Origin of the sequence: Pseudomonas sp. BJa5 (assembly GCF_030272875.2) — a bacterium.
GTDB lineage: Bacteria > Pseudomonadota > Gammaproteobacteria > Pseudomonadales > Pseudomonadaceae > Aquipseudomonas.
Window position 1 is genome coordinate 29,172 of the sequence record NZ_JALRNG020000015.1, and the last position, 19,032, is coordinate 48,203.

Below are 19,032 nucleotides of genomic sequence, written 5' to 3' on the forward strand. Positions count from 1 at the left end.
CTCCTGATGGCTTAGGCATGATCAATCAACAGGTTGACCGGGAACTCCTTGAGTACAGCGCTGAGCAACACCTCCTTTGAGGGTGTGACTGCGGCGCTGGCAAAAAGTCCCGAACAGTTGGCAGCTGACAAGGCAAACGGCAATAGCAGCCGGGTATCGTCCCAGTTCTGTGCCGGGATCAAGGGAATCGGGGTATCGCCAAGCAAGTGGCAGGCCAGGCGCGGGACGATCACTATCGCCCGTTCGTCGTCGCTCACCCGGGCGAAGGCCAGCACCTGTCCGGCGTGCCGGCCCTGTACCGGCAAGGGCAGGTACTGGCCCTGGGCAAACAGCCGGGGGTACTGCTGGCGGCGCTCCAGCACCTGGCCGATCAGCGCCTGTTTGACCCGTGCGCTGCGCCAGTCCTGCAACAGCTGCGCGGTGGTGGTGCTGTCATCCAGGCCCTGGCGGCGCGCGGCGAAGTCCACCGCGCGGCGGTTGTCCGGATCGACCAGGCTCAGGTCCCAGTATTCGGTACCCTGGTACAGGTCGGGCACCCCGGGGACGGTCATGCGCAGCAGGCACTGGCTCAGGCTGTTGAGGGCGCCGGCGCAGGCAATGGCGTGCGCCGCAGCGGCCAGGGAATGACGCAGTTGCTGGTTCTGCGTGTCCAGCAGCAGGGCTTCGATGTAGCCCAGGCAGGCCTGTTCAAAGCCCTCGTTCGGTGCACTCCAGCTGCTGCGCAGCTTGGCTTCGCGCAGGGCCTTGCGTTGCCACTGCTGCAGGCGTTCGGCAAACGAGCGCAAGGCCAGGGGATCGTGTTCATCCAGGCTCATGGGCCAGCTGCCGACCAGGGTCTGGTACAGCATCCATTCCTCTTCCGGCCCCGGGGCGATGCCGTCCGCCAGGGCGCTGCGCAGCGGCGTCGCCAGTTCACGCCAATGCTCGACGCGACTGCTCCACCATTGGCTGCGCTCGCTCAGCACGGCCAGGCGGGCGCGGCTGTCCTCGCCGCGCTTGTGATCGTGGGTGGCGGTGCACAGCAGGTTGTGCGGGAACTGCGCCAGGCGCTGCTGGCAGGCGTGATGAAAGTCCTCGGCCGGGGCGCTGAAGCGCTCGGCGTCAAAGCCTACGTCATGGCGCGACAGCAGCAGCGCCGAGCGGTAGAAGGCGGTGTCTTCCACAGCCTTGGCCGCCGTCGGTGCGGTCAGTTGCTGAAAGCGGATGCAGGCATGGCGCAGGTGCTTGCGCGCCCGGCCCGGGGGCAGGCTGCGCCAGGGCTGGCCGCCCAGCCAGTGCTGCAGGTAGTCGAGCACTGGCCAGTCGCCTTCGCCCAGCTGTTGCCGGGCGGCGGTCATGGCGTGCTGGAAGAAAGGTTCGTCTTCAGCGCGGCGCCCGCCGGCATGCAGGTAGCTGCGGTACACCGGGTAGTGTTCGACCAGCGCCTGCAGCGCCCGGCGGATCGCGCCCAGGGTCAGGTCGCGGCTCATCAGGTCGTCCCGGGCCACTTGCCACAGGGCCTGGGCCACCGATTCGAAGTCGCCGGCAAGGCTGGTGTTGAGCACGTGCCGGCGGGCCAGGTGCACTTCCTCGGCAAAGGCCGGGCGTTCGCTCAGGGCACTCCAGGCTTCGCGCAGCGCCGCTTCACCGGCCGGGTCGTGCTGCAGCAGGCTGACCTGGTTCATGAACTCGTAGCCGGTGGTGCCGTCCACGCCCCAGTCGCGGGGCAGGTGCTCGTGGGCGCCGAGAATCTTTTCGACGTAGATCGGCAGGTGCTCCAGTGCCGCCTCGACCGGCCGTTCGGCCAGCAACCCGTCGACCCGGCGGCGCAGCTTGCGGCAATAGCCACGGGGGTCGGCAAGGCCGTCGACATGGTCGATGCGCAGGCCATCGACCAGGCCCTGGCCGATCAGCGCGAAGATTTTCTGGTGGGTCGCCTCGAACACGTCGTTGCGCTCGACGCGCAGGCCGCCCAGTTCGTTGATATCGAAAAACCGCCGCCAGTTGATGTCATCGGCGGCGGTGCGCCAGCTGGCCAGGCGATAGGCCTGGTGTTCGAGCAGCTCGTGCAGGCGCTGGAAGCCGGCCGGGGTGCGGCCGTCGAAGGCGTCGAGCAAGTCGTCGATCGCCACCTTCGCGGCCAGCGCCACCAGTTCCTGCTTCAGGCCGACGGCCTTGTCGGCCGCCTGGGTGGCGCTGTGCAGTGCGGCAAAGCGCATGCCCAGCGCCTGTACCTCGGTGTGTTCGCTCAGGCACAGGACCCGGCCGAAATCGGTGGGGCTGATGGGGAAGCGGTGTTCATGGTGGCGGATATGAAAGCTGCCGTCGTGGGCGGCAAAGCACAGCGGTATCTCGCCGGCCCGCAGCATGGCGCCGTAGTCGCCGGCCAGAAAAGGCAGCAGCAACTGGCCTTCGAGCAAGGGGTCGCTGGAGTGCCACTGGATATCGAAGAAGCCGGCATAGCGGCTGCGCCGGCCCCAGGTCAGCAGGTCCTGCCACCAGGGATTGTCGCTACCGACGGCCATGTGGTTGGAGACGATATCGAGGATCAGGCCCATGCCGTGCTGGCGTAGCGCGGCGACCAGGCGCCGCAGCGCTGCCTCACCGCCGAGCTCCGGGTTGATGCGGGTCGGGTCGACCACGTCATAGCCATGTAGCGAGCCCGGCCGCGCGCTGAGCAATGGCGAGGCGTACAGGTGACTGATGCCCAGGCGGGCGAAGTAGGGCACCAGTGGCAGCGCATCGTCCAGGGTGAAGCCGGCATGAAACTGCAGGCGCAGGGTGGCTGTCAGGGTTTTCATCGGTCGCGCTCCCAGGCCTGTTCCCGGGCCTGGGCCAGCAGCTCCAGGCGGCGGGCGGCATCGGCATCGTCGAGCAGCGCCGCGGCGTCCAGGGCGAAGCGCCGACGCCAGTTCGGGTGAGTGTCCACGGTGCCCGGCAGGTTGGGTTGTTCGTCGATGCCCAGCAGGTCTTCCAGTGGCAGCAGCACCAGGGGCGCGCGAGTGTGGCCGAGCAAGCGCACGCAGGTATCGAGCACGGCTTCGTCGTCGCCCTGCACGCCGTAGTTTTCCTCAAGCGCGCGCTTCAGGCCCTGGCGTTCGTGCTGGCGGCTGTCGCGCCAGTGCCGCTCGGTGGTGTCGTCGATCAGCGCCAGGCGCTGGTTCCAGTCGATGTCGCGGGCCGCCAGCCAACCGGCCAGTGGCGGCAGGTCGTGGGTACTGGAGGTGGCCAGGGCATCGTCCGGCCAGTCGAGGATGGGTTTGAATCGACCGGGTGGATCCTGCTCGAACTGCAACACGCGGATGCCGAGGATGGCTCGTTGCGCGAGCTTTTCCCGCAGCCCCTCGGGCACGGTGCCCAGGTCTTCGCCCAGGACGATGGCCCGGTGGCGCACCGACTCCAGGCACAGCAGGCGCAGCAGGTCGTCCAGTGGGTAGTTCAGGTAGGCGCCTTCGCTGGCATGGCCACCCAGGGGCACCAGCCACAGGCGCTGCAGGCCCATGACATGGTCGATGCGCAGGCCGCCGGCATGGGCGAAACTGGCCCGCAGCATCTCGATGAACGCGCGGTAGCCATTGCGCCGCAGCCCCTCAGGCGAGAAGGCGCAGATGCCCCAATTCTGCCCGGCGCGGTTGAGGATGTCGGGTGGGGCGCCGACATTGAGCCCGGCCAGCAGTTCATCCTGGCGGCTCCAGGCCTGGCTGCCGGCGCCGTCGGCACCTACGGCCAGGTCGGCGATCAGGCCGATGCCCATGCCGTTGCTGCGCGCAGCATCCTGGGCGCGTTGCAGGCCGCGCTGGATCAGCCACTGGCAGAAGGCATGGAACTGGATCTGGCGCTGGTGCTGGCGGGCGAAGGCGGTCATCTCTTCGCTGTCAGGGTCGTGCCAGGCACTGGGCCATTGGCGCCAATCCTGGCCCAGGCCGCTGGCTTGGGACTCACCGAGTATCACCTCGAAACGACAATGCTGCTCCAGGGCCTGGCCGGCTTGAGCCCGGTAGCTGTCGAAGTCGGCGCGCAGCGGATGCTCGCCGTCGATGAAGTCGTCGAACAGAAACTGCAGCAACCGGTAGCGTGCTGCCGCCGCTTCTGGCCAGTCGATCAGGGGCAATTGCTCCAGCTGTTGCAACGTTTGCGCAAGGTCCAGGGCTTCGATCGCCACGCGTACCGCGCGGTCCCCCAGCAAGGCGGCGGGGCTGGCATAGAGGCTGTTGAGAAACAACCGGCTGGACGGCGAGTAGGGGCTGTAGCGCCGGGTGTCGCTGGCGAACATGGCGTGCAGCGGGCTGATGGCCAAGGCGTCGGCGCCACGCTCCCCGGCGCTGCGGGCCAGTTGCTCCAGAGCCAGGCAATCGCCGAAGCCGCCGTCACCTTCACGGCGCAGGCTGTAAAGCTGGGCACTGATGCCCCAGCAGCGCGGCGTCGGGGTGCCCAACGCATCACCGAGGCTGAAGCAGCGTGCCGGGGCGACCGCCAGGGTAAAGCCATGGGTGTCGATCTGCACGCGGTGGTAGCCGATCGGCAGGCCGGGGGGCAGTGCGCCCTGGGCATCGAGTTGCAATAGCTGTTCGCTGCCATCCTCCAGGCGTACCCGCAAGGCACTGCCGGCGCTGAAGAACATGGACAAGTCCAGGGCCTGGCCCACGTCGACGGTGAACAGCGGCGGCAGGTGGCGGGCATCGTGAGCGGTCTTGAGCGCCTGCAGGCTGGCGGCGATGGCCTGCGGATCGTGCGCCGGATGACCGAGGCCGTTCAACACGGCGCGCAGGGCGCTGTCCGCGACCCGTTGAGGACGACCGTTGGCATCGATCCAGTCGACGGAAATACCCGCCAGTTCTGCCAGTTGCTGCAGCTGTGGGTCAGTCATGGGCAGTCTCCGGCGGGTGGCTGGGCAGCAGGCTGACCAGGGTCGAGAAGGGCGGCAGACGATCGCCGGACAGCGGCTCGTCGGCACACAGGTAGCACTGCGCCGCAGCCGGGGGCAGTGCGCAGGGCACTGCTGCCGGGCCCAGGTTGAGGTCGATGCGCAGCTCAGCGCCATTGGCCAGGCGCCAGCGGGCGGTCAGGGCCTTGGCACCGATCACTTCGGCGCCCAGGGCGCGGCAACCGGGCAGCCGGTCGACAAGCCGTTGCCGGCGCAGGTGCAGCAACTGGCGGTAGAACGCCGGCCAGGTCTGCTGCGGGTCATCCGGCGTTTGCGGGCGTGAGGCCTGGTAGGTGGCCAGCGCATTGGGATCGGGAATCGCCGCCCGCCGCTGTGGGTCGGCGAAGGCGTCGAACTGGGCGAACTCGGCCCGGCGGCCCTCACGCACGGCATCAGCCAGCGCGTCGTGGTGGTCGGTGAAGTACAGGAACGGCTGCTCGCAGCCTGCTTCCTCGCCCATGAACAGCAGCGGGATCATCGGCGACAGCATCACCAGGGTGGTGGCAGCGCGCAGGGCCTGGGGCGGGCACAGGTGGATCAGCCGTTCACCCAGGGCGCGGTTGCCGACCTGGTCATGGTTCTGCAGGAATAGCACGAAAGCGTTGGGCGGCAAGTGAGCGCTGGGTTCGCCGCGGGGCCGGCCGTTGCGGTCCTTCTCGCCCTGGAAGGCAAAACCCTGGCTCAGGCAGCGGGCCAGTTTATGAATGGGGTTGTGGCGAAAGTCGGCGTAGTAGCCTTGCGCTTCGTCGGTCAGCAACACGTGCAAAGCATTGTGGGCATCGTCGTTCCACTGCGCGTCGAAGTCATCGGTGAGCAGGCTCGCCTGGTTGTGCTCGTTCTCCAGCACCAGCCAGACCTGGCGCCCGGGCTCAAGCGACTGACGAACCCGCCGGCCCAACGCACCAAGAAAGTGCGGGTCGTCAATGGCGTGCACCGCATCCAGGCGCAGGCCGTCGAAGCGGTAGTCGGTGAGCCACATCAGGGCATTCTCGATGAAGTAATCGGCGACTTCGCTGCGTCCGAAGTCGATGGCCGCACCCCAGGGCGTATGACGGTCCTGATCGAAGAACGCGCTGGCGTACTGGCCGAGGTAGTTGCCGTCGGGGCCGAAGTGGTTGTACACCACATCCAGCAGCACCATCAGGCCAAGGCCGTGGGCCTGGTCGATCAACTGGCAGAGTTGTTCCGGGGTGCCATAGCTGTGCTGCGGCGCGAAGGGCAGGACGCCGTCGTAGCCCCAGTTGCGCTCACCGGGGAACTGCCCCAGGGGCATCAGTTCGATGGCGGTCACGCCCAGTGCCGCGAGCCGGGGCAATTGCCTAGCGACCTGGGCATAGCCACCCAGGAGGCCGACATGCAGCTCGTAGATCACTGCCTCATGCCAGGGCCGGCCTTGCCAGTGAGGGTGCTGCCAGCGCCAGGCCGACGGATCGACCAGCTGACTTAGGCCGTGCACGCCTTCGGGCTGGTAGCGCGAGGCCGGATCGGGCAGTGGTGGCCCGCCGTCGATGCTGTAGCCATAGCGGCTGCCGACGGCAGCGAGCAGGCAGGCGCTGAACCAGCCGTGCGCGCTACGCGCCAGGGGCAGGCGCTGATTGGGCGCCAGGCACAGCTCGACGCTGCGGGCATCGGGTGCCCACAGCGCAAAGCGTGCGGTATGGCTGTCGAGCATCACGGCCCCGTGGGTCGCGAGCCGGTCTGAGCTCAAGGGCATGCCTGCCACCTCGTCCTCAGCGACCTACGTGGGCGCGCTCGACCAGTTCCTCATACAAGCGTGCATAGGGCTCCACCGCCTGGCACCAGTTGAACGGCTGGGTCATGGCCAGGCAGCGCATGGCGCCCAGCAGGTCTGGCTTGGTGTAGACATAGAAAGCCCGGCTCAGCGCCTCGCGGTAGCTGTCGACGGTGGATTCGTCGAACAGAAAACCGGTGACGCCATTCTCGATGGTATCGGCCAGCCCCCCGGTATTGCGCGCCACCGGCAGCGAGCCGAAGCGCTGGGCATACATCTGGCTCAGGCCGCAGGGCTCATAGCGCGACGGCATCAGCAGGAAGTCGCTGCCGGCGAACATGCGCCGGGCATCGGTTTCATTGAAACCGATGCGCACGCCGACCTGCCCGGGATGACGCAGGGCCAGTTCGCGCATGGCCTGTTCTTCCTCCGGCTCGCCTCGGCCGATGATCGCGATCTGGCCGCCTTGGCTGACGATGTAGTCGGCCACCCCCAGGGTCAGGTCCAGGCCTTTCTGGTAGACCAGTCGCGAGACCACCGCGAACAGCGGCCCGGTCGAGGGCTTGAGGTTGAACAGCTCGCGTACCTGATGGGTGTTCTTCGCTTTGCCGTCCCAGTCGTTGAGGCTAAAGGGGTGGGCCAGGTGCGGGTCGCTGGCCGAGTCCCAGCTTTCATCGATGCCGTTGGGAATGCCGCTGAGCAGGCCTTGCTGGGCCTTGCTGCCGAGGAAGCCATCGAGGCCGCAGCCAAAGTCCGGGGTGGTGATTTCCCGGGCATAGGTGGCGCTGACCGTGGTGATGTGGTTGGAGTAGGCCAGGCCCGCCTTGAGGAACGACAGCTTGCCGTAGAATTCCATGCCTTCCTGTTGCAGGGCATGGTCGGGGATCGCCAGTTCCGGGCAGCAGGCGCGGCTGACCACGCCCTGGTAGGCCAGGTTGTGGATGGTGAACAGGGTCGGGGTACGCAGGCCGCGCCAGTGCATGTAGGCCGGCGCCAGGCCGGCTGGCCAGTCGTGGGCGTGCACCAGATCGGGCTTCCAGTGCACCATGCCTTCACCGGCAGCGATTTCCGCGGCTGCCAGGCCCAGGCGGGCGAAGCGGATATGGTTGTCCGGCCAGTCGCGACCATTGTTGGCGCCATAGGGCGTGCCTTCGCGCTGGTACAGCTCCGGGCAGATCAGCACATAGATGACCAGGCCATCGGCCAGGTCCATGCGCCCGATCTTGCAGGGCGGCAAGGCCGCATGCCCGCCCAGCTCGCCCACCAGGTGGATCGGGTTGTCGCTCTCCAGTACCTGCGGGTAGCCGGGAATCAGCACCCGCACGTCATGCAAGTGACGGATCGCCCGTGGCAAGGCGGCAGAGACATCGCCCAGGCCGCCGGTCTTGACCAGGTCGGCGATTTCCGAGGTCACGAACAGGACCTTGCGTTTATGCGGATTGTGCCGGGAGTCGGCGCCGGGTGCCTTGGCTGTCGTGCGCAAATCCGCGATCGAGGCATCACGGGTGTCCGAAGTAAACTGCTCTACGTTGGGTTCGACAGCGGCACTGATCATACTTCTCTCCGTCCCTATGTGGCGGGTGTGCTCACCCGCGGTTGTGTCGTGCTGAAGGCATCTCTCTGTGTATAAGGTGTGTAGTGCGTTCCATGCCCCTGAAAACTTGCGCGCAAGCGCTGTGCCAATCGGCGCTCCCGCCGCAGGCGTACTGACGAAAGGGGTATGTGAGCCGCAGCTGGATGTCCAGTAGCGGTGGCCTCCTAAAATTGCTGACCTGTTGCGATTCCGGAAAGTTCGACTTTTTTCGGTCGGATTTTCCGGACAATCCCGGGGCCGCTACAGAGTGTAGGAGAGAAGTTGAGAAAATGTGACCCATTGGTCACTTTACTTTGCTGTGTTGCCGTGCCGTACAATCAGCCGACCGCGCCAACGCCGCGCGGGCCGCCACTTCGCTCGCAATGGGAATGACAATGGACGTTGAAAAGATTCTGGTGCTGCAAGCCAGTTACACCAATCCGATGCACGCCGAGGCCATCGCCCTGGTGCTCGACCACTATGCCCGCGACCCCATGGGCGGTGGCCAGCCACTGGACCCGCAGCTGCTGGCGCAATTGCCGGCGGAGCTGGCCAAGCGGCCCCATGCCTTCAGCGTACTGGCGTTTGTCGACGGCCAGCCGGCGGGGCTGGTCAATTGCTTCGAGGGCTTTTCCACCTTCGCCTGCCGGTCGCTGGTGAACATCCATGACGTGTCGGTGGTGCCGGCCCATCGCGGCAAGGGCCTGAGCCACAAGATGCTGGCCAAGGTCGAGGAAATCGCCCGCCAGCGCGGCTGCTGCAAACTGACCCTGGAAGTGCTCGAAGGCAATCCCGCCGCCCAGGGCAGCTACCGCTCGTTCGGCTTCGAGCATGCCTGCTTCGACCCGGCCCATGGCGCCATGCAGTTCTGGACCAAGGCGCTCTAGGAAGGCCGGGGCAGTTCAGGAGAGGGTTGGCTTGTCGCTCGCCTGGGCTTGCTGCAACTGCAGGCTCAGGGCATTCACTTGTTGCCGGAGCAGGTCGCGCTCTTCACGCAAACGTTGCAATTCGTCCCGGCGGACCGTCACGTAGAGGGTCTGTGGCGGCATCTTCGGTAGCAGGGTTCCCATTGCACACCTCGCAAATGGCAGAAAGTTGTTACAAGCGTAGCGGCTCGATCCGGCGGCGATTCTGAATTCTTTTTTCTGTCATGGGAACTTTTTTGTTTCTTGCTGTCTCGCCGCCGGTCGCTGAACCACGGGCGCGCGGGCTGGACTAACCTTGAAGGCCTGAACGGGCGGTTTTTATCTGATTGGGAGCATCGGCACATGCAACTGGGAATCGTGGGGCTGGGCCGCATGGGCGGCAATATCGCGCGGCGCTTGATGAAGGGCGGCCACCGTACGGTGGTCCACGACCGCGACCGCAAGGCCGTGGAAACCCTGGTCGCCGAAGGGGCCAATGGCGCCCATGACCTTGGCGCCCTGGTGGCCAAGCTGGAAAAGCCGCGGGCGGTCTGGGTGATGCTGCCGGCGGGTGAGCCCACCGAACAGACCATCGCGCAACTGGCCGACCTGCTGGACGCCGACGACGTGATCATCGATGGCGGCAACACCTTCTACAAGGACGACATCCGCCGCGCCGCGAACCTCGCCGGGCGCCAGCTGCATTACGTGGATGTCGGCACCTCGGGGGGCGTGTGGGGCCTGGAGCGTGGCTACTGCATGATGATCGGCGGCGAAAAGGCCGTGGTCGAGCGCCTCGATCCCTTGTTCGCCACCTTGGCCCCGGGCATTGGCAACATCCCCCGTACCCGTGGCCGCCAGGGCCCGGCCGGGCGCGCCGAGCAGGGCTACATCCATGCCGGTCCCGCCGGTGCCGGGCACTACGTGAAGATGATCCACAACGGCATCGAGTACGGGCTGATGCAGGCCTACGCCGAAGGCTTCGACATTCTCAAGAGCAAGGGCAGCGAGGCGTTGCCGGCCGATCAGCGTTTCGACCTGGACCTGGCCGAGATCGCCGAAGTCTGGCGCCGTGGCAGCGTGGTCACCTCCTGGCTGCTGGACCTGACGGCCGACGCCCTGGTGGCCGATCCGCAACTGGGTGGCTACAGCGGCTCGGTGGCCGACAGTGGCGAAGGGCGCTGGACCATTGATGCCGCGGTCGAGCAGGCGGTGCCGGTGCCAGTACTGTCCAGTGCGCTGTTCGCGCGCTTCCGTTCGCGCCAGCAGCAGGGCACCTACGCCGACCGGATGCTCTCGGCGATGCGCTTCGGCTTTGGCGGCCATGTCGAGAAAAAAGCCGAATGACCAGTGCACAGATCGAAGCCGCACCCCCTTGCAACCTGTTCCTCTTCGGCGCCAGTGGCGACCTGGTCAAGCGGCTGTTGATGCCGGCGCTGTACAACCTCAATCGCGACCGCTTGCTGGACAAGAACCTGCGCATCATCGGTATCGACCACAACCCGGCCAGCGACAGCGAATTCGCCGAACGCCTGCACGCCTTCATGCGTGAGCGCGAAAAAGCCAGCAGCGATGCTGGCAAGTGCCTGGACGATAAGCTCTGGAGCCAGCTGGCCAAGCGCATCGGCTACCTGACCGGCGACTTCCAGGACGAGGCCACCTACCAGGCCATTGCCCGGCGGATCGAAAAGAATCCCAGTGCCAACGCAGTGTTCTACCTGGCCACCTCGCCACGGTTTTTCAGCGAAGTGGTGCAGCGCCTGGGCGCCGCCGGCTTGCTCGATGAGACCAACGGCTTTCGCCGGGTCGTGGTGGAAAAGCCCTTCGGCTCCGACCTTGCCAGCGCCGAGGCGCTCAATGCCTGCCTGCTCAAGGTGATGAGCGAAAAGCAGATCTACCGGATCGATCATTACCTGGGCAAGGAGACGGTGCAGAATATCCTGGTCAGCCGGTTTTCCAATGGTCTGTTCGAGGCGTTCTGGAACAATCACTACATCGACCACGTGCAGATCACCGCCGCCGAAATGGTCGGCGTGGAAAGCCGCGGGGCTTTCTACGACAGCACCGGTGCCCTGCGCGACATGGTTCCCAACCACCTGTTCCAGCTGCTGGCGATGGTCGCCATGGAGCCGCCGGCGGCGTTCGGCGCCGATGCGGTGCGCAGTGAAAAGGCCAAGGTGATCGGCGCCATCCGCCCCTGGTCCAAGCACATGGCGCTGAAAAACTCGGTGCGCGGCCAGTACACCGCCGGCAAACAGGGGCGCAAGAAGCTGCCCGGTTATCGTGATGAGCCCCGGGTCGATCCCGACAGCCAGACCGAAACCTACGTGGCCCTGAAGGTGATGATCGATAACTGGCGCTGGGTCGGGGTGCCGTTCTACCTGCGCACCGGCAAGCGCATGAGCGTGCGCGACACCGAGATCGCCATCTGCTTCAAGCCGGCGCCTTACGCGCAGTTTCGCGACACCGAGGTGGAAAAACTCAAGCCCAACTACCTGAAGATCCAGATCCAGCCCAACGAAGGCATGAAGTTCGACCTGCAGGCCAAGCGGCCGGGGCCGGCGCTGGTCATTGAGAACGTCGAGCTGGGATTTGCCTACAAGGACTTCTTCAAGATGCAGCCGTCCACCGGCTACGAGACGCTGATCTATGACTGCCTGACCGGCGATCAGACCCTGTTCCAGCGGGCGGACAACATCGAGAACGGCTGGCGTGCAGTGCAGCCGTTCCTCGATGCCTGGAAGGAGGGCGGTGAGGTTCAGCCATATGCCGCAGGTGAGGACGGGCCGGCGGCGGCCGATGAGTTGCTGGCCAGGGATCACAGGGAGTGGCACAGCATCGGTTGAAAGCCATCGCGGGGCAAGCCCGCTCCTACCGACCCGTAGGAGCGGGCTTGCCCCGCGATAAGGCCGCTACTTACAGCCAGTAGGTCACCGCCCACCATCCCAATCCACCCATGACCACGGTGTAGGGCAGGGCCATCCACACCATCCGCCCGTACGACAGGCGAATCAGCGGTGCAATGGCCGACGTCAGCAGGAACAGGAACGCCGCCTGGCCATTGGGGGTGGCCACGCTCGGCAGGTTGGTACCGGTGTTGATCGCCACCGCCAGGGCCTCGAAGTGCTCGCGGCTCATGTGGCCGTTGACGAACGCCTGCTTGACCTCGGTGATGTAGATGGTGGCGACGAACACGTTGTCGCTGATCGCCGACAGCAGGCCGTTGGCAATGAACAGCATGCCCGGCTGCTGCTCGCTCGGCAGGGCCAGCACCCACTGGATCAGCGGCGTGAACAGCTGCTGGTCATGAATCACTGCCACCACGGCAAAGAACACCACCAGCAGGGCGGTGAACGGCATGGCGTCCTGGAAGGCGCGACCCAGGCGGTGCTCGTCGGTGATGCCGGTGAAGGCGGTGATCAGCACAATCACCAGCAGGCCGATCAGGCCCACCTCGGCGATGTGCAGGCCGAGGCTGACAATCAGGATCAGCGCAGCCACACCCTGCACCACCAGGGCGGCGCGTTGCTGGCTGGTGCGCTGGGCGTCGTCTTCGGCGGCATAGGCGGCCAGCACATCGCGCACGCTCTCCGGCAGCAGGGTGCCATAGCCGAACCAGCGCAGCTTCTCCAGCAGCACGCAGGTCACCAGGCCCGCCACCAGTACCGGCAGGGACACCGGCGCGACCTTGAAGAAGAACTCGGCAAAATGCCAACCCATTTCGTGGCCGATCAACAGGTTCTGCGGCTCGCCCACCAGGGTGCACACGCCGCCCAGGGCAGTACCGACCGCGCCATGCATCAGCAGGCTGCGCAGGAAGGCGCGAAACTGGTCGAGGTCGCCGCGCTGCAGGTGGGCGATCTGTTGGTCGCTGTCCAGGTCGGAGTCTTCCCGCGGGTTACTGCCCGACGCCACCCGGTGGTAGACCGAGTAGAAGCCCACTGCAGCGCTGATGATCACCGCGGTCACGGTCAGCGCATCGAGAAAGGCCGACAGGAAGGCCGAGAGAAAGCAGAACAGCAGGGCCAGCAGGGCCTTGGAACGCACCCCCAGGAGGATTCGCGAGAACACGAACAGCAGCAGGTCCTTCATGAAGTAGATGCCGGCGACCATGAACATCAGCAGCAGGATCACCGGGAAGTTGTGCTGCAGCTCGTCATACAGCGCCTGGGGCGTGGTCATGCCCAGCACCAGGGCCTCGACCACCAGCAGGCCGCCGGGCATCAGCGGGTAGCACTTGAGGGCCATGCCCAAGGTAAAGATGAACTGGATCACCAGCACCCAGCCGGTGACCACCGGGCCGAGGGTAAACAGCAGCAGCGGGTTGAGCAGCAGGAACAGGCACAGGGTGGCCTTGTACCAGCCGGGCGATTGTCCGAGGAAGTTGTGGGCCAGGGCGCCGGCCAGGGAGCGGGACATGAAATGTATCCTAATAATTCAAACAGGTGCGCACGGTGCCGGATACGGGCCGTCAGATCAAGGCAAAAGTCCCGGTTTTGGCACAAGTACGGCCTTGGTCGAAATCAATGCCTTGATATAGTCAGGCGATCGAAGCGGCTCTCTCAAGGAATGCAACTGTGAGCGAAAACAAAGCACTCGAAGTCGAACCGGGCGAATACCAGGCCTTCAAGGTCGAGCTGAAGAACAGCATCGCCCACGTGCAGATCAACCGCCCGGAAAAGTACAACGCGATGAACGCGGCGTTCTGGAGCGAGATCGTCGAGATCTTCAAATGGATCGATGACACCGACGCCGTTCGCGTGGTGGTGATCAGTGGTGCCGGCAAGCACTTCTCCGCCGGCATCGACCTGATGCTGCTGGCGTCGGTGGCCAACGAGCTGGGCAAGGATGTCGGCCGCAACGCCCGCCTGCTGCGCCGTACCATCCTGCGCATGCAGGCGTCGTTCAATGCCGTGGACAACTGCCGCAAGCCAGTGCTGGCGGCCATCCAGGGTTACTGCATCGGCGGCGCCATCGACCTGGTCTCGGCCTGCGACATGCGCTACTGCAGCCGCGATGCGCAGTTCTCGATCAAGGAAATCGACATGGGCATGGCCGCCGACGTCGGTACCCTGCAGCGCCTGCCGCGCATCATCGGCGACGGCATCATGCGTGAACTGGCCTACACCGGACGCACGGTCGAGGCCGACGAGGCGCAGCGCATCGGCCTGGTCAACCGCGTCTATGACGATCACGCGGCGTTGCTCGACGGAGTCTTTGCCATTGCCGCTGAAATTGCGGGAAAATCCCCCATTGCCGTGGCCGGCACCAAGGAAATGCTCAGCTATATGCGCGATCACCGTATCGACGATGGCCTGGAGTACATCGCCACCTGGAACGCCGCCATGCTGCAATCCACCGATCTGCGGGTGGCCGTGGCTGCCCACATGAGCAAACAGAAACCCGAGTTCGCCGACTGACCCACAGCGGCGCACCGAGCAAGGAGCCGCACGATGTCAGCGCGTTGGACCACCGCAGTACTGGACACGAACCTCGCCGGCGGCTGGGCGGTCGCCCGCTGCAACGAGGGCTTTCTGGTTGATGGCAACGGCGCGCTGTTCCCGCGCGACTGGCTCAAGCGCCAGGAACTGGACGTATTGTTCGAGCACGGCATCGGTCATTTCGACGGCCAGCCGGTGTACCTGCTGGAACTCAAGGGCCCGCAGGCGGTGGCCGGTTGCAGCTGGCGCGGCCTGCGCCAGTTCATGCTCGAAGGCGACTTCGACACCTACAAGATCCTCGGTTACGCCGCGCAGATCGGCACCTGGGCCCGCGAGCACCGCTTCTGCGGCAGCTGCGGCCAGCCCATGAGCCAGATCCAGCTGGAGCGGGCGATGTATTGCCAGCCCTGCGACCTGCGCAACTACCCGCGGATCTCACCAAGCATGATCGTGCTGATCACCCGTGGCGACGAGATTCTCCTGGCCCGTTCGCCGCGTTTCGTCACCGGGGTCTACAGCACCCTGGCGGGCTTCGCCGAACCCGGTGAGTCGGCCGAGGACTGCCTGGTGCGCGAGGTGCGTGAAGAGGTGGCGATCGAGGTGCGGAACATCCAGTACATCGGTAGCCAGTGCTGGCCGTTCCCCCATTCGATGATGCTGGGATTCCATGCCGAGTACGCCGGCGGCGAGATCGTCATGCAACCGGACGAGATCGAGGATGCCCAGTGGTTCCGGGTCGATGCGCTGCCGCCGTTGCCGGCGGGGCGTTCGATTGCGCGGTACCTGATCGACCTCTATGTGGCGCGGCGGTTGGGGTTGGCGGAGCCGGTGCTGGTCAGTTGAGGCACGGGTTCGATGTGTGGGAATACATGAGGAATTACTTCCTGGTGCGTATTCGTTTTGAGAAAGCTCAGTATGTGCAACTTTTCAACTGAAGGCTCAAAACATGCCAATCTCACCTATCGATACCAGTGCCGTTCAGTTAAGTACGAGGCCATCGCAGGCGCCAACCTTCGAACAGGTGCAGGCCGAATTTAGAGAGGCTCAAAGTGCCAGGGCAGCCGGTACAGGCTCGGCCGAGCGCACCTACGGCCTGTTGATGACGCTGTTCGAGACTTCTGCCAAGAACAATTTATCAGAGGCGGATCGACGTTCCGCTGACTCAATACTGTATGAGGCGAAAGTCTCGGGTGTATTGGTTGATCCATTCGTTAAATTGGCGGCAAAGCCACTTTTTGTCGTAGGTGGTGTTGCGGGAGCAGAGGCCCGTCAGAGCTACCCGTTTCCTCAGGCGCTTGTTGCGTTCACCTGCAACGAGAGCGGGGCCGGCGTCGTTTTCGATGTGGAGTCCGGGTGCCACGGACTTAAGCATCGGTCTGATCTGGCCACGTTGTACAGCGGTTTGCATGAATTTGACCTGGTGTCCACGGAGACTGGCATTACCCCAGCGCCCCGCAATCCTTTCGTTGCATTGATGGACGTCGTTCCAGAGATGGACGTAGTTCCAGAAGAACCTCGACGGGAAGCGGTTCATGACGTTGACGGTGTGCTGGGCAACCAGATCCGTGCGCATCTGCGGAACAAAGGGTTGCTCTAGCATCAAGTAGTCACGCCTGCCCAAACCAATGCTGCCAGGCCAACCGCACCGTCAACGCCAGCACCACGGTGATGAACACCGGGCGGATGAACTTGCTGCCGCCGCTGATGGCGGTGCGTGCCCCGAAGAAGGCACCGACCATCAGCGCCGAGCCCATGGACAAGCCCACCAGCCAGTCGACCTGGCCGGAGAAGATGAACACCGACAGGGCGGCGGCGTTGCTGACGAAGTTCATGCTGCGCGCCACGCCGCTGGCCTTGACCAGGTCGATGGGGTAGAGCAGCAGGGTGCTGACGGTCCAGAAGGCGCCGGTACCGGGGCCGGCCACGCCATCGTAAAAGCCCAGGGTCAGGCCCTGGGGCAGTTGCCACTTCTTTTTCACCGGTACGTCGGCGTCCAGCGGCGCCTTGGGCGTGCCGCCGAACAACAGGTAGACGCCGCAGAGAAAGACGATCACCGGCAGCATCTTGTTCAGCCACTCGGCCGGCAGGTAGTGGGCGATGATTGCCCCGAGCAGGGCGCCGACAAAGGTGCCGAACAGGGCGTGGCGCCACTGCGCCGGATGGAACAGCTTGCGCCGGTAGTAGGTGAAGCCGGCGGTGGCCGAGCCGAAGGTCGAGCTGAGCTTGTTGGTGCCCAGCACCAGGTGCGGTGGCATGCCGGCGGTGAGCAGGGCCGGGGTGGTGAGCAGGCCACCGCCGCCGGCGATGGCGTCGATGAAGCCGGCGACGAAGGCCACGGCGGCGAGGATAAGCAGGGTGGTGGGTTCTACGCTGAGTTCGAAAGGCATGGGATCGGCTTGGTCGGTGGGCTGCGGCAAACGGTCGCTATGGTAAAGGAGAACGTTTGCGAAGCCCAGTTATGTACCGAACTTCACGGGGGACGCTACGCGCCCCGTGGGAGCCGGCGATCAGGCCCTCAGGACAGGAACCCGCCATCCACATTCAACGCCACACCCGTGGTATAGCTCGAGGCATCGCTGGCCAGGTACAGCACCGCGCCGGCCATTTCCTTCGGATCGGCCACGCGCTTGAGCGGGATCTGCTGCAGGGCGGTGTTGAGGATCACGTCGTTCTTGACCAGCGCCGAGGCGAACTTGGTGTCGGTCAGGCCCGGCAGCAGCGCGTTGCAGCGAATGCCGAACGGCGCGCACTCCTTGGCGAAGACCTTGGTCATGTTGATCACCGCGGCCTTGGTCACCGAGTAGATACCCTGGAACACGCCGGGCGAGACGCCATTGATCGAGGCGACGTTGATGATGCTGCCGCCACCGTGCTCGCGCATCAGCTTGCCGGCTTCCACCGACATGAAGAAGTAGCCGCGGATGTTGACGTCGACGGTCTTCTGGAAGGCGCTGAGGTCGGTGTCCAGTACGTTGCAGAATTGCGGGTTGGTGGCGGCGTTGTTGACCAGGATGTCCAGGCGCCCGAACTGTTCGCGAATGCCGGCAAACACTGCATTGATCTGTTCCATCTCGCCGATATGGCAGGCCACGGCGGTGGCCTTGCCGCCGGCGGCGATGATGGCATCGGCCACCTGCTGGCAGCCCTCCAGCTTGCGGCTGGAGACGATCACATGGGCGCCTTGCTGGGCCAGCAGGTGGGCGATGGCTTCACCAATGCCACGGCTGGCGCCGGAAACGAAGGCGATTTTGCCGTCGAGGTCGAGCAGGTGGGTCTTGGACATGGTCTTTTCCTTGTTGTAGTCGTCAGAGGCTGGACTTGGCGATGACCTGCAGGCTCATGTGCTCCAGCAGTTTGTTCATGTGGATGAACTGGGCGAAGCGCTTGTCCTGGGTCTGGCCGTGGTAGAAGCGGTAGTAGATCTGCTGGACGATCCCGGCCAGGCGGAACAGGCCATAGGTGTAGTAGAAGTCGAAGTTGTCGATGCGGATGCCGGCGCGCTCGGCGTAATAGTCGACGAACTGCTGGCGGCTGAGCATGCCCGGGGCGTTGCTCGGCTGGCGGCGCATCAATTGCACCGGTGCCGGGTCCGCGGCCTCGATCCAGTAGGCCAGGGTGTTGCCCAGGTCCATCAGCGGGTCGCCGAGGGTGGTCATTTCCCAGTCGAGCACGCCGATGATGCGCATCGGGTTGTCGGCATCGAGGATGACGTTATCGAAGCGGTAGTCGTTGTGCACGATGGCAGGCTTGGGATGATCGGCCGGCATTTTCTCGCGCAGCCAGGCGATGACCTTTTCCCAGCGCGGCGCGTCGGGGGTCAGGGCTTTTTCATAGCGGCTGCTCCAGCCTTCGATCTGGCGCTGCACATAGCCTTCAGGCTTGCCCAGGTCGCCCAGGCCGCAGGCGTTGTAGTCGACCCGGTGCAGCTCGACCAGGCGATCAATGAAACTCTTGCACAGCGCTTCGGTGCGTTCGGCGTCCAGGCCCAGTTCCGGCGGCAGGTCCGAGCGCAGGATGATGCCCTTGACCCGGTCCATCACGTAGAACTCACCCCCGATCAACGACTCGTCGGTGCAGTGCACGTAGGCCTTGGGGCAGTAGGGGAAGCCGCTGTTGAGCTGGTTGAGGATGCGGAACTCGCGGCCCATGTCGTGGGCCGACTTGGCCTTGTGGCCGAACGGTGGACGGCGCAGGACGAATTCGCGCTCGGGGTACTGCACCAGGTAGGTCAGGTTCGAGGCGCCGCCAGGAAACTGGCTGATCCGGGGCGTGCCGCTCAAACCCTGGATGTTGGCCTTCAGATAAGGGTCGATCACAGCGGCATCGAGTTCTTCGCCGGGGCGGACCTGGGTGGACTGGTCAGTGAGCGTCATGCTTTTCCCTTATGATGGTTGGTCGGGATCATTGAACAATCTAATGAGTTGAACCGGGCCTAACAAGCATTGCCCACTGTTATAGATCACTGTGTTGCGCCGCGA

Annotated in this window: 15 protein-coding genes; 6 read left to right on the top strand and 9 right to left on the bottom strand. The window is 64.9% G+C overall.

Going from position 1 to position 19,032, the window contains the following annotated elements; translation table 11 throughout:
• Positions 1-11: 11 nt before the first annotated feature.
• From M2D63_RS10960 to glgA, 4 genes are read right to left on the bottom strand one after another with little or no spacing between them, the layout of a single operon-like run.
• Positions 12-2,780 (bottom strand): malto-oligosyltrehalose synthase, encoded by a 2,769-nt coding sequence (locus M2D63_RS10960; RefSeq protein ID WP_285862913.1) that lies wholly within the window; start codon positions 2,778-2,780, stop codon positions 12-14.
• A complete protein-coding gene (malQ, locus tag M2D63_RS10965; RefSeq protein ID WP_285862914.1) occupies positions 2,777-4,846 on the bottom strand; it encodes a 4-alpha-glucanotransferase in 2,070 nt (689 codons plus the stop codon). The genes M2D63_RS10960 and malQ overlap by 4 nt, the downstream gene beginning before the upstream one ends.
• Positions 4,839-6,617 carry a malto-oligosyltrehalose trehalohydrolase gene (treZ, locus tag M2D63_RS10970; RefSeq protein WP_285862915.1) on the bottom strand — a complete coding sequence of 593 codons (1,779 nt, stop codon included), beginning with the start codon at positions 6,615-6,617 and terminating at the stop codon, positions 4,839-4,841. Before treZ ends, malQ begins: the two co-directional genes overlap by 8 nt.
• 16 nt (positions 6,618-6,633) lie before the next feature.
• The gene (glgA, locus tag M2D63_RS10975) at positions 6,634-8,190 is read right to left on the bottom strand and encodes a glycogen synthase GlgA (protein WP_285862916.1); all 1,557 of its coding nucleotides are present in this window, start codon (positions 8,188-8,190) and stop codon (positions 6,634-6,636) included.
• 413 nt (positions 8,191-8,603) lie between these two features.
• Between glgA and M2D63_RS10980 the strand changes: the two genes are divergently transcribed.
• Positions 8,604-9,095, top strand: coding sequence for a GNAT family N-acetyltransferase (locus tag M2D63_RS10980; RefSeq protein WP_285862917.1), 492 nt, complete (start codon positions 8,604-8,606; stop codon positions 9,093-9,095).
• A 15-nt stretch (positions 9,096-9,110) separates the two neighbouring features.
• On the opposite strand, the gene M2D63_RS10985 is transcribed toward M2D63_RS10980, so the two are convergent.
• Positions 9,111-9,278: a DUF6026 family protein gene (locus M2D63_RS10985; protein ID WP_285862919.1), complete on the bottom strand. Its 168-nt coding sequence runs from the start codon at positions 9,276-9,278 to the stop codon at positions 9,111-9,113.
• 159 nt (positions 9,279-9,437) lie between these two features.
• On the opposite strand from M2D63_RS10985, the gene gnd reads away from it, so the two are divergent.
• Together gnd and zwf are read left to right on the top strand one after the other, a co-directional pair.
• Positions 9,438-10,460 carry a phosphogluconate dehydrogenase (NAD(+)-dependent, decarboxylating) gene (gnd, locus tag M2D63_RS10990; protein ID WP_285863004.1) on the top strand — a complete coding sequence of 341 codons (1,023 nt, stop codon included), beginning with the start codon at positions 9,438-9,440 and terminating at the stop codon, positions 10,458-10,460.
• Positions 10,457-11,959, top strand: coding sequence for a glucose-6-phosphate dehydrogenase (gene zwf / locus M2D63_RS10995; RefSeq protein WP_285862921.1), 1,503 nt, complete (start codon positions 10,457-10,459; stop codon positions 11,957-11,959). The genes gnd and zwf overlap by 4 nt, the downstream gene beginning before the upstream one ends.
• Before the next feature lie 70 nt (positions 11,960-12,029).
• Here the strand turns inward: zwf and nhaB are convergent, their stop codons facing one another.
• Positions 12,030-13,532, bottom strand: a complete 1,503-nt coding sequence (gene nhaB / locus M2D63_RS11000) for a sodium/proton antiporter NhaB (protein WP_285862923.1) — start codon at positions 13,530-13,532, stop codon at positions 12,030-12,032.
• A gap of 158 nt (positions 13,533-13,690) precedes the next feature.
• Here nhaB and M2D63_RS11005 point away from each other — a divergent pair, with 158 nt between their 5' ends.
• The 3 genes from M2D63_RS11005 (at position 13,691) to M2D63_RS11015 (ending at position 16,151) form a co-directional block, all read left to right on the top strand.
• Complete coding sequence (locus tag M2D63_RS11005) at positions 13,691-14,533, top strand: crotonase/enoyl-CoA hydratase family protein (protein WP_285862925.1); 843 nt, start codon at positions 13,691-13,693, stop codon at positions 14,531-14,533.
• Positions 14,534-14,566: 33 nt separating this feature from the next.
• Positions 14,567-15,397 (top strand): NAD(+) diphosphatase, encoded by an 831-nt coding sequence (nudC, locus tag M2D63_RS11010; protein ID WP_285862926.1) that lies wholly within the window; start codon positions 14,567-14,569, stop codon positions 15,395-15,397.
• Between the two features lie 103 nt (positions 15,398-15,500).
• Entirely contained in the window at positions 15,501-16,151 is a 651-nt protein-coding gene (locus M2D63_RS11015) for a hypothetical protein (protein WP_285862927.1), read from the top strand.
• A 10-nt stretch (positions 16,152-16,161) separates the two neighbouring features.
• Here the strand turns inward: M2D63_RS11015 and M2D63_RS11020 are convergent, their stop codons facing one another.
• The 3 genes from M2D63_RS11020 to M2D63_RS11030 all read right to left on the bottom strand — a co-directional run bounded on the left by M2D63_RS11020 (position 16,162) and on the right by M2D63_RS11030 (position 18,927).
• Positions 16,162-16,941 carry a TSUP family transporter gene (locus M2D63_RS11020; protein WP_285862929.1) on the bottom strand — a complete coding sequence of 260 codons (780 nt, stop codon included), beginning with the start codon at positions 16,939-16,941 and terminating at the stop codon, positions 16,162-16,164.
• A gap of 128 nt (positions 16,942-17,069) precedes the next feature.
• Positions 17,070-17,837, bottom strand: a complete 768-nt coding sequence (locus M2D63_RS11025) for an SDR family oxidoreductase (RefSeq protein WP_285862931.1) — start codon at positions 17,835-17,837, stop codon at positions 17,070-17,072.
• A 22-nt stretch (positions 17,838-17,859) separates the two neighbouring features.
• Positions 17,860-18,927 (bottom strand): phosphotransferase family protein, encoded by a 1,068-nt coding sequence (locus M2D63_RS11030; RefSeq protein WP_285862933.1) that lies wholly within the window; start codon positions 18,925-18,927, stop codon positions 17,860-17,862.
• Positions 18,928-19,032: the final 105 nt, after the last annotated feature.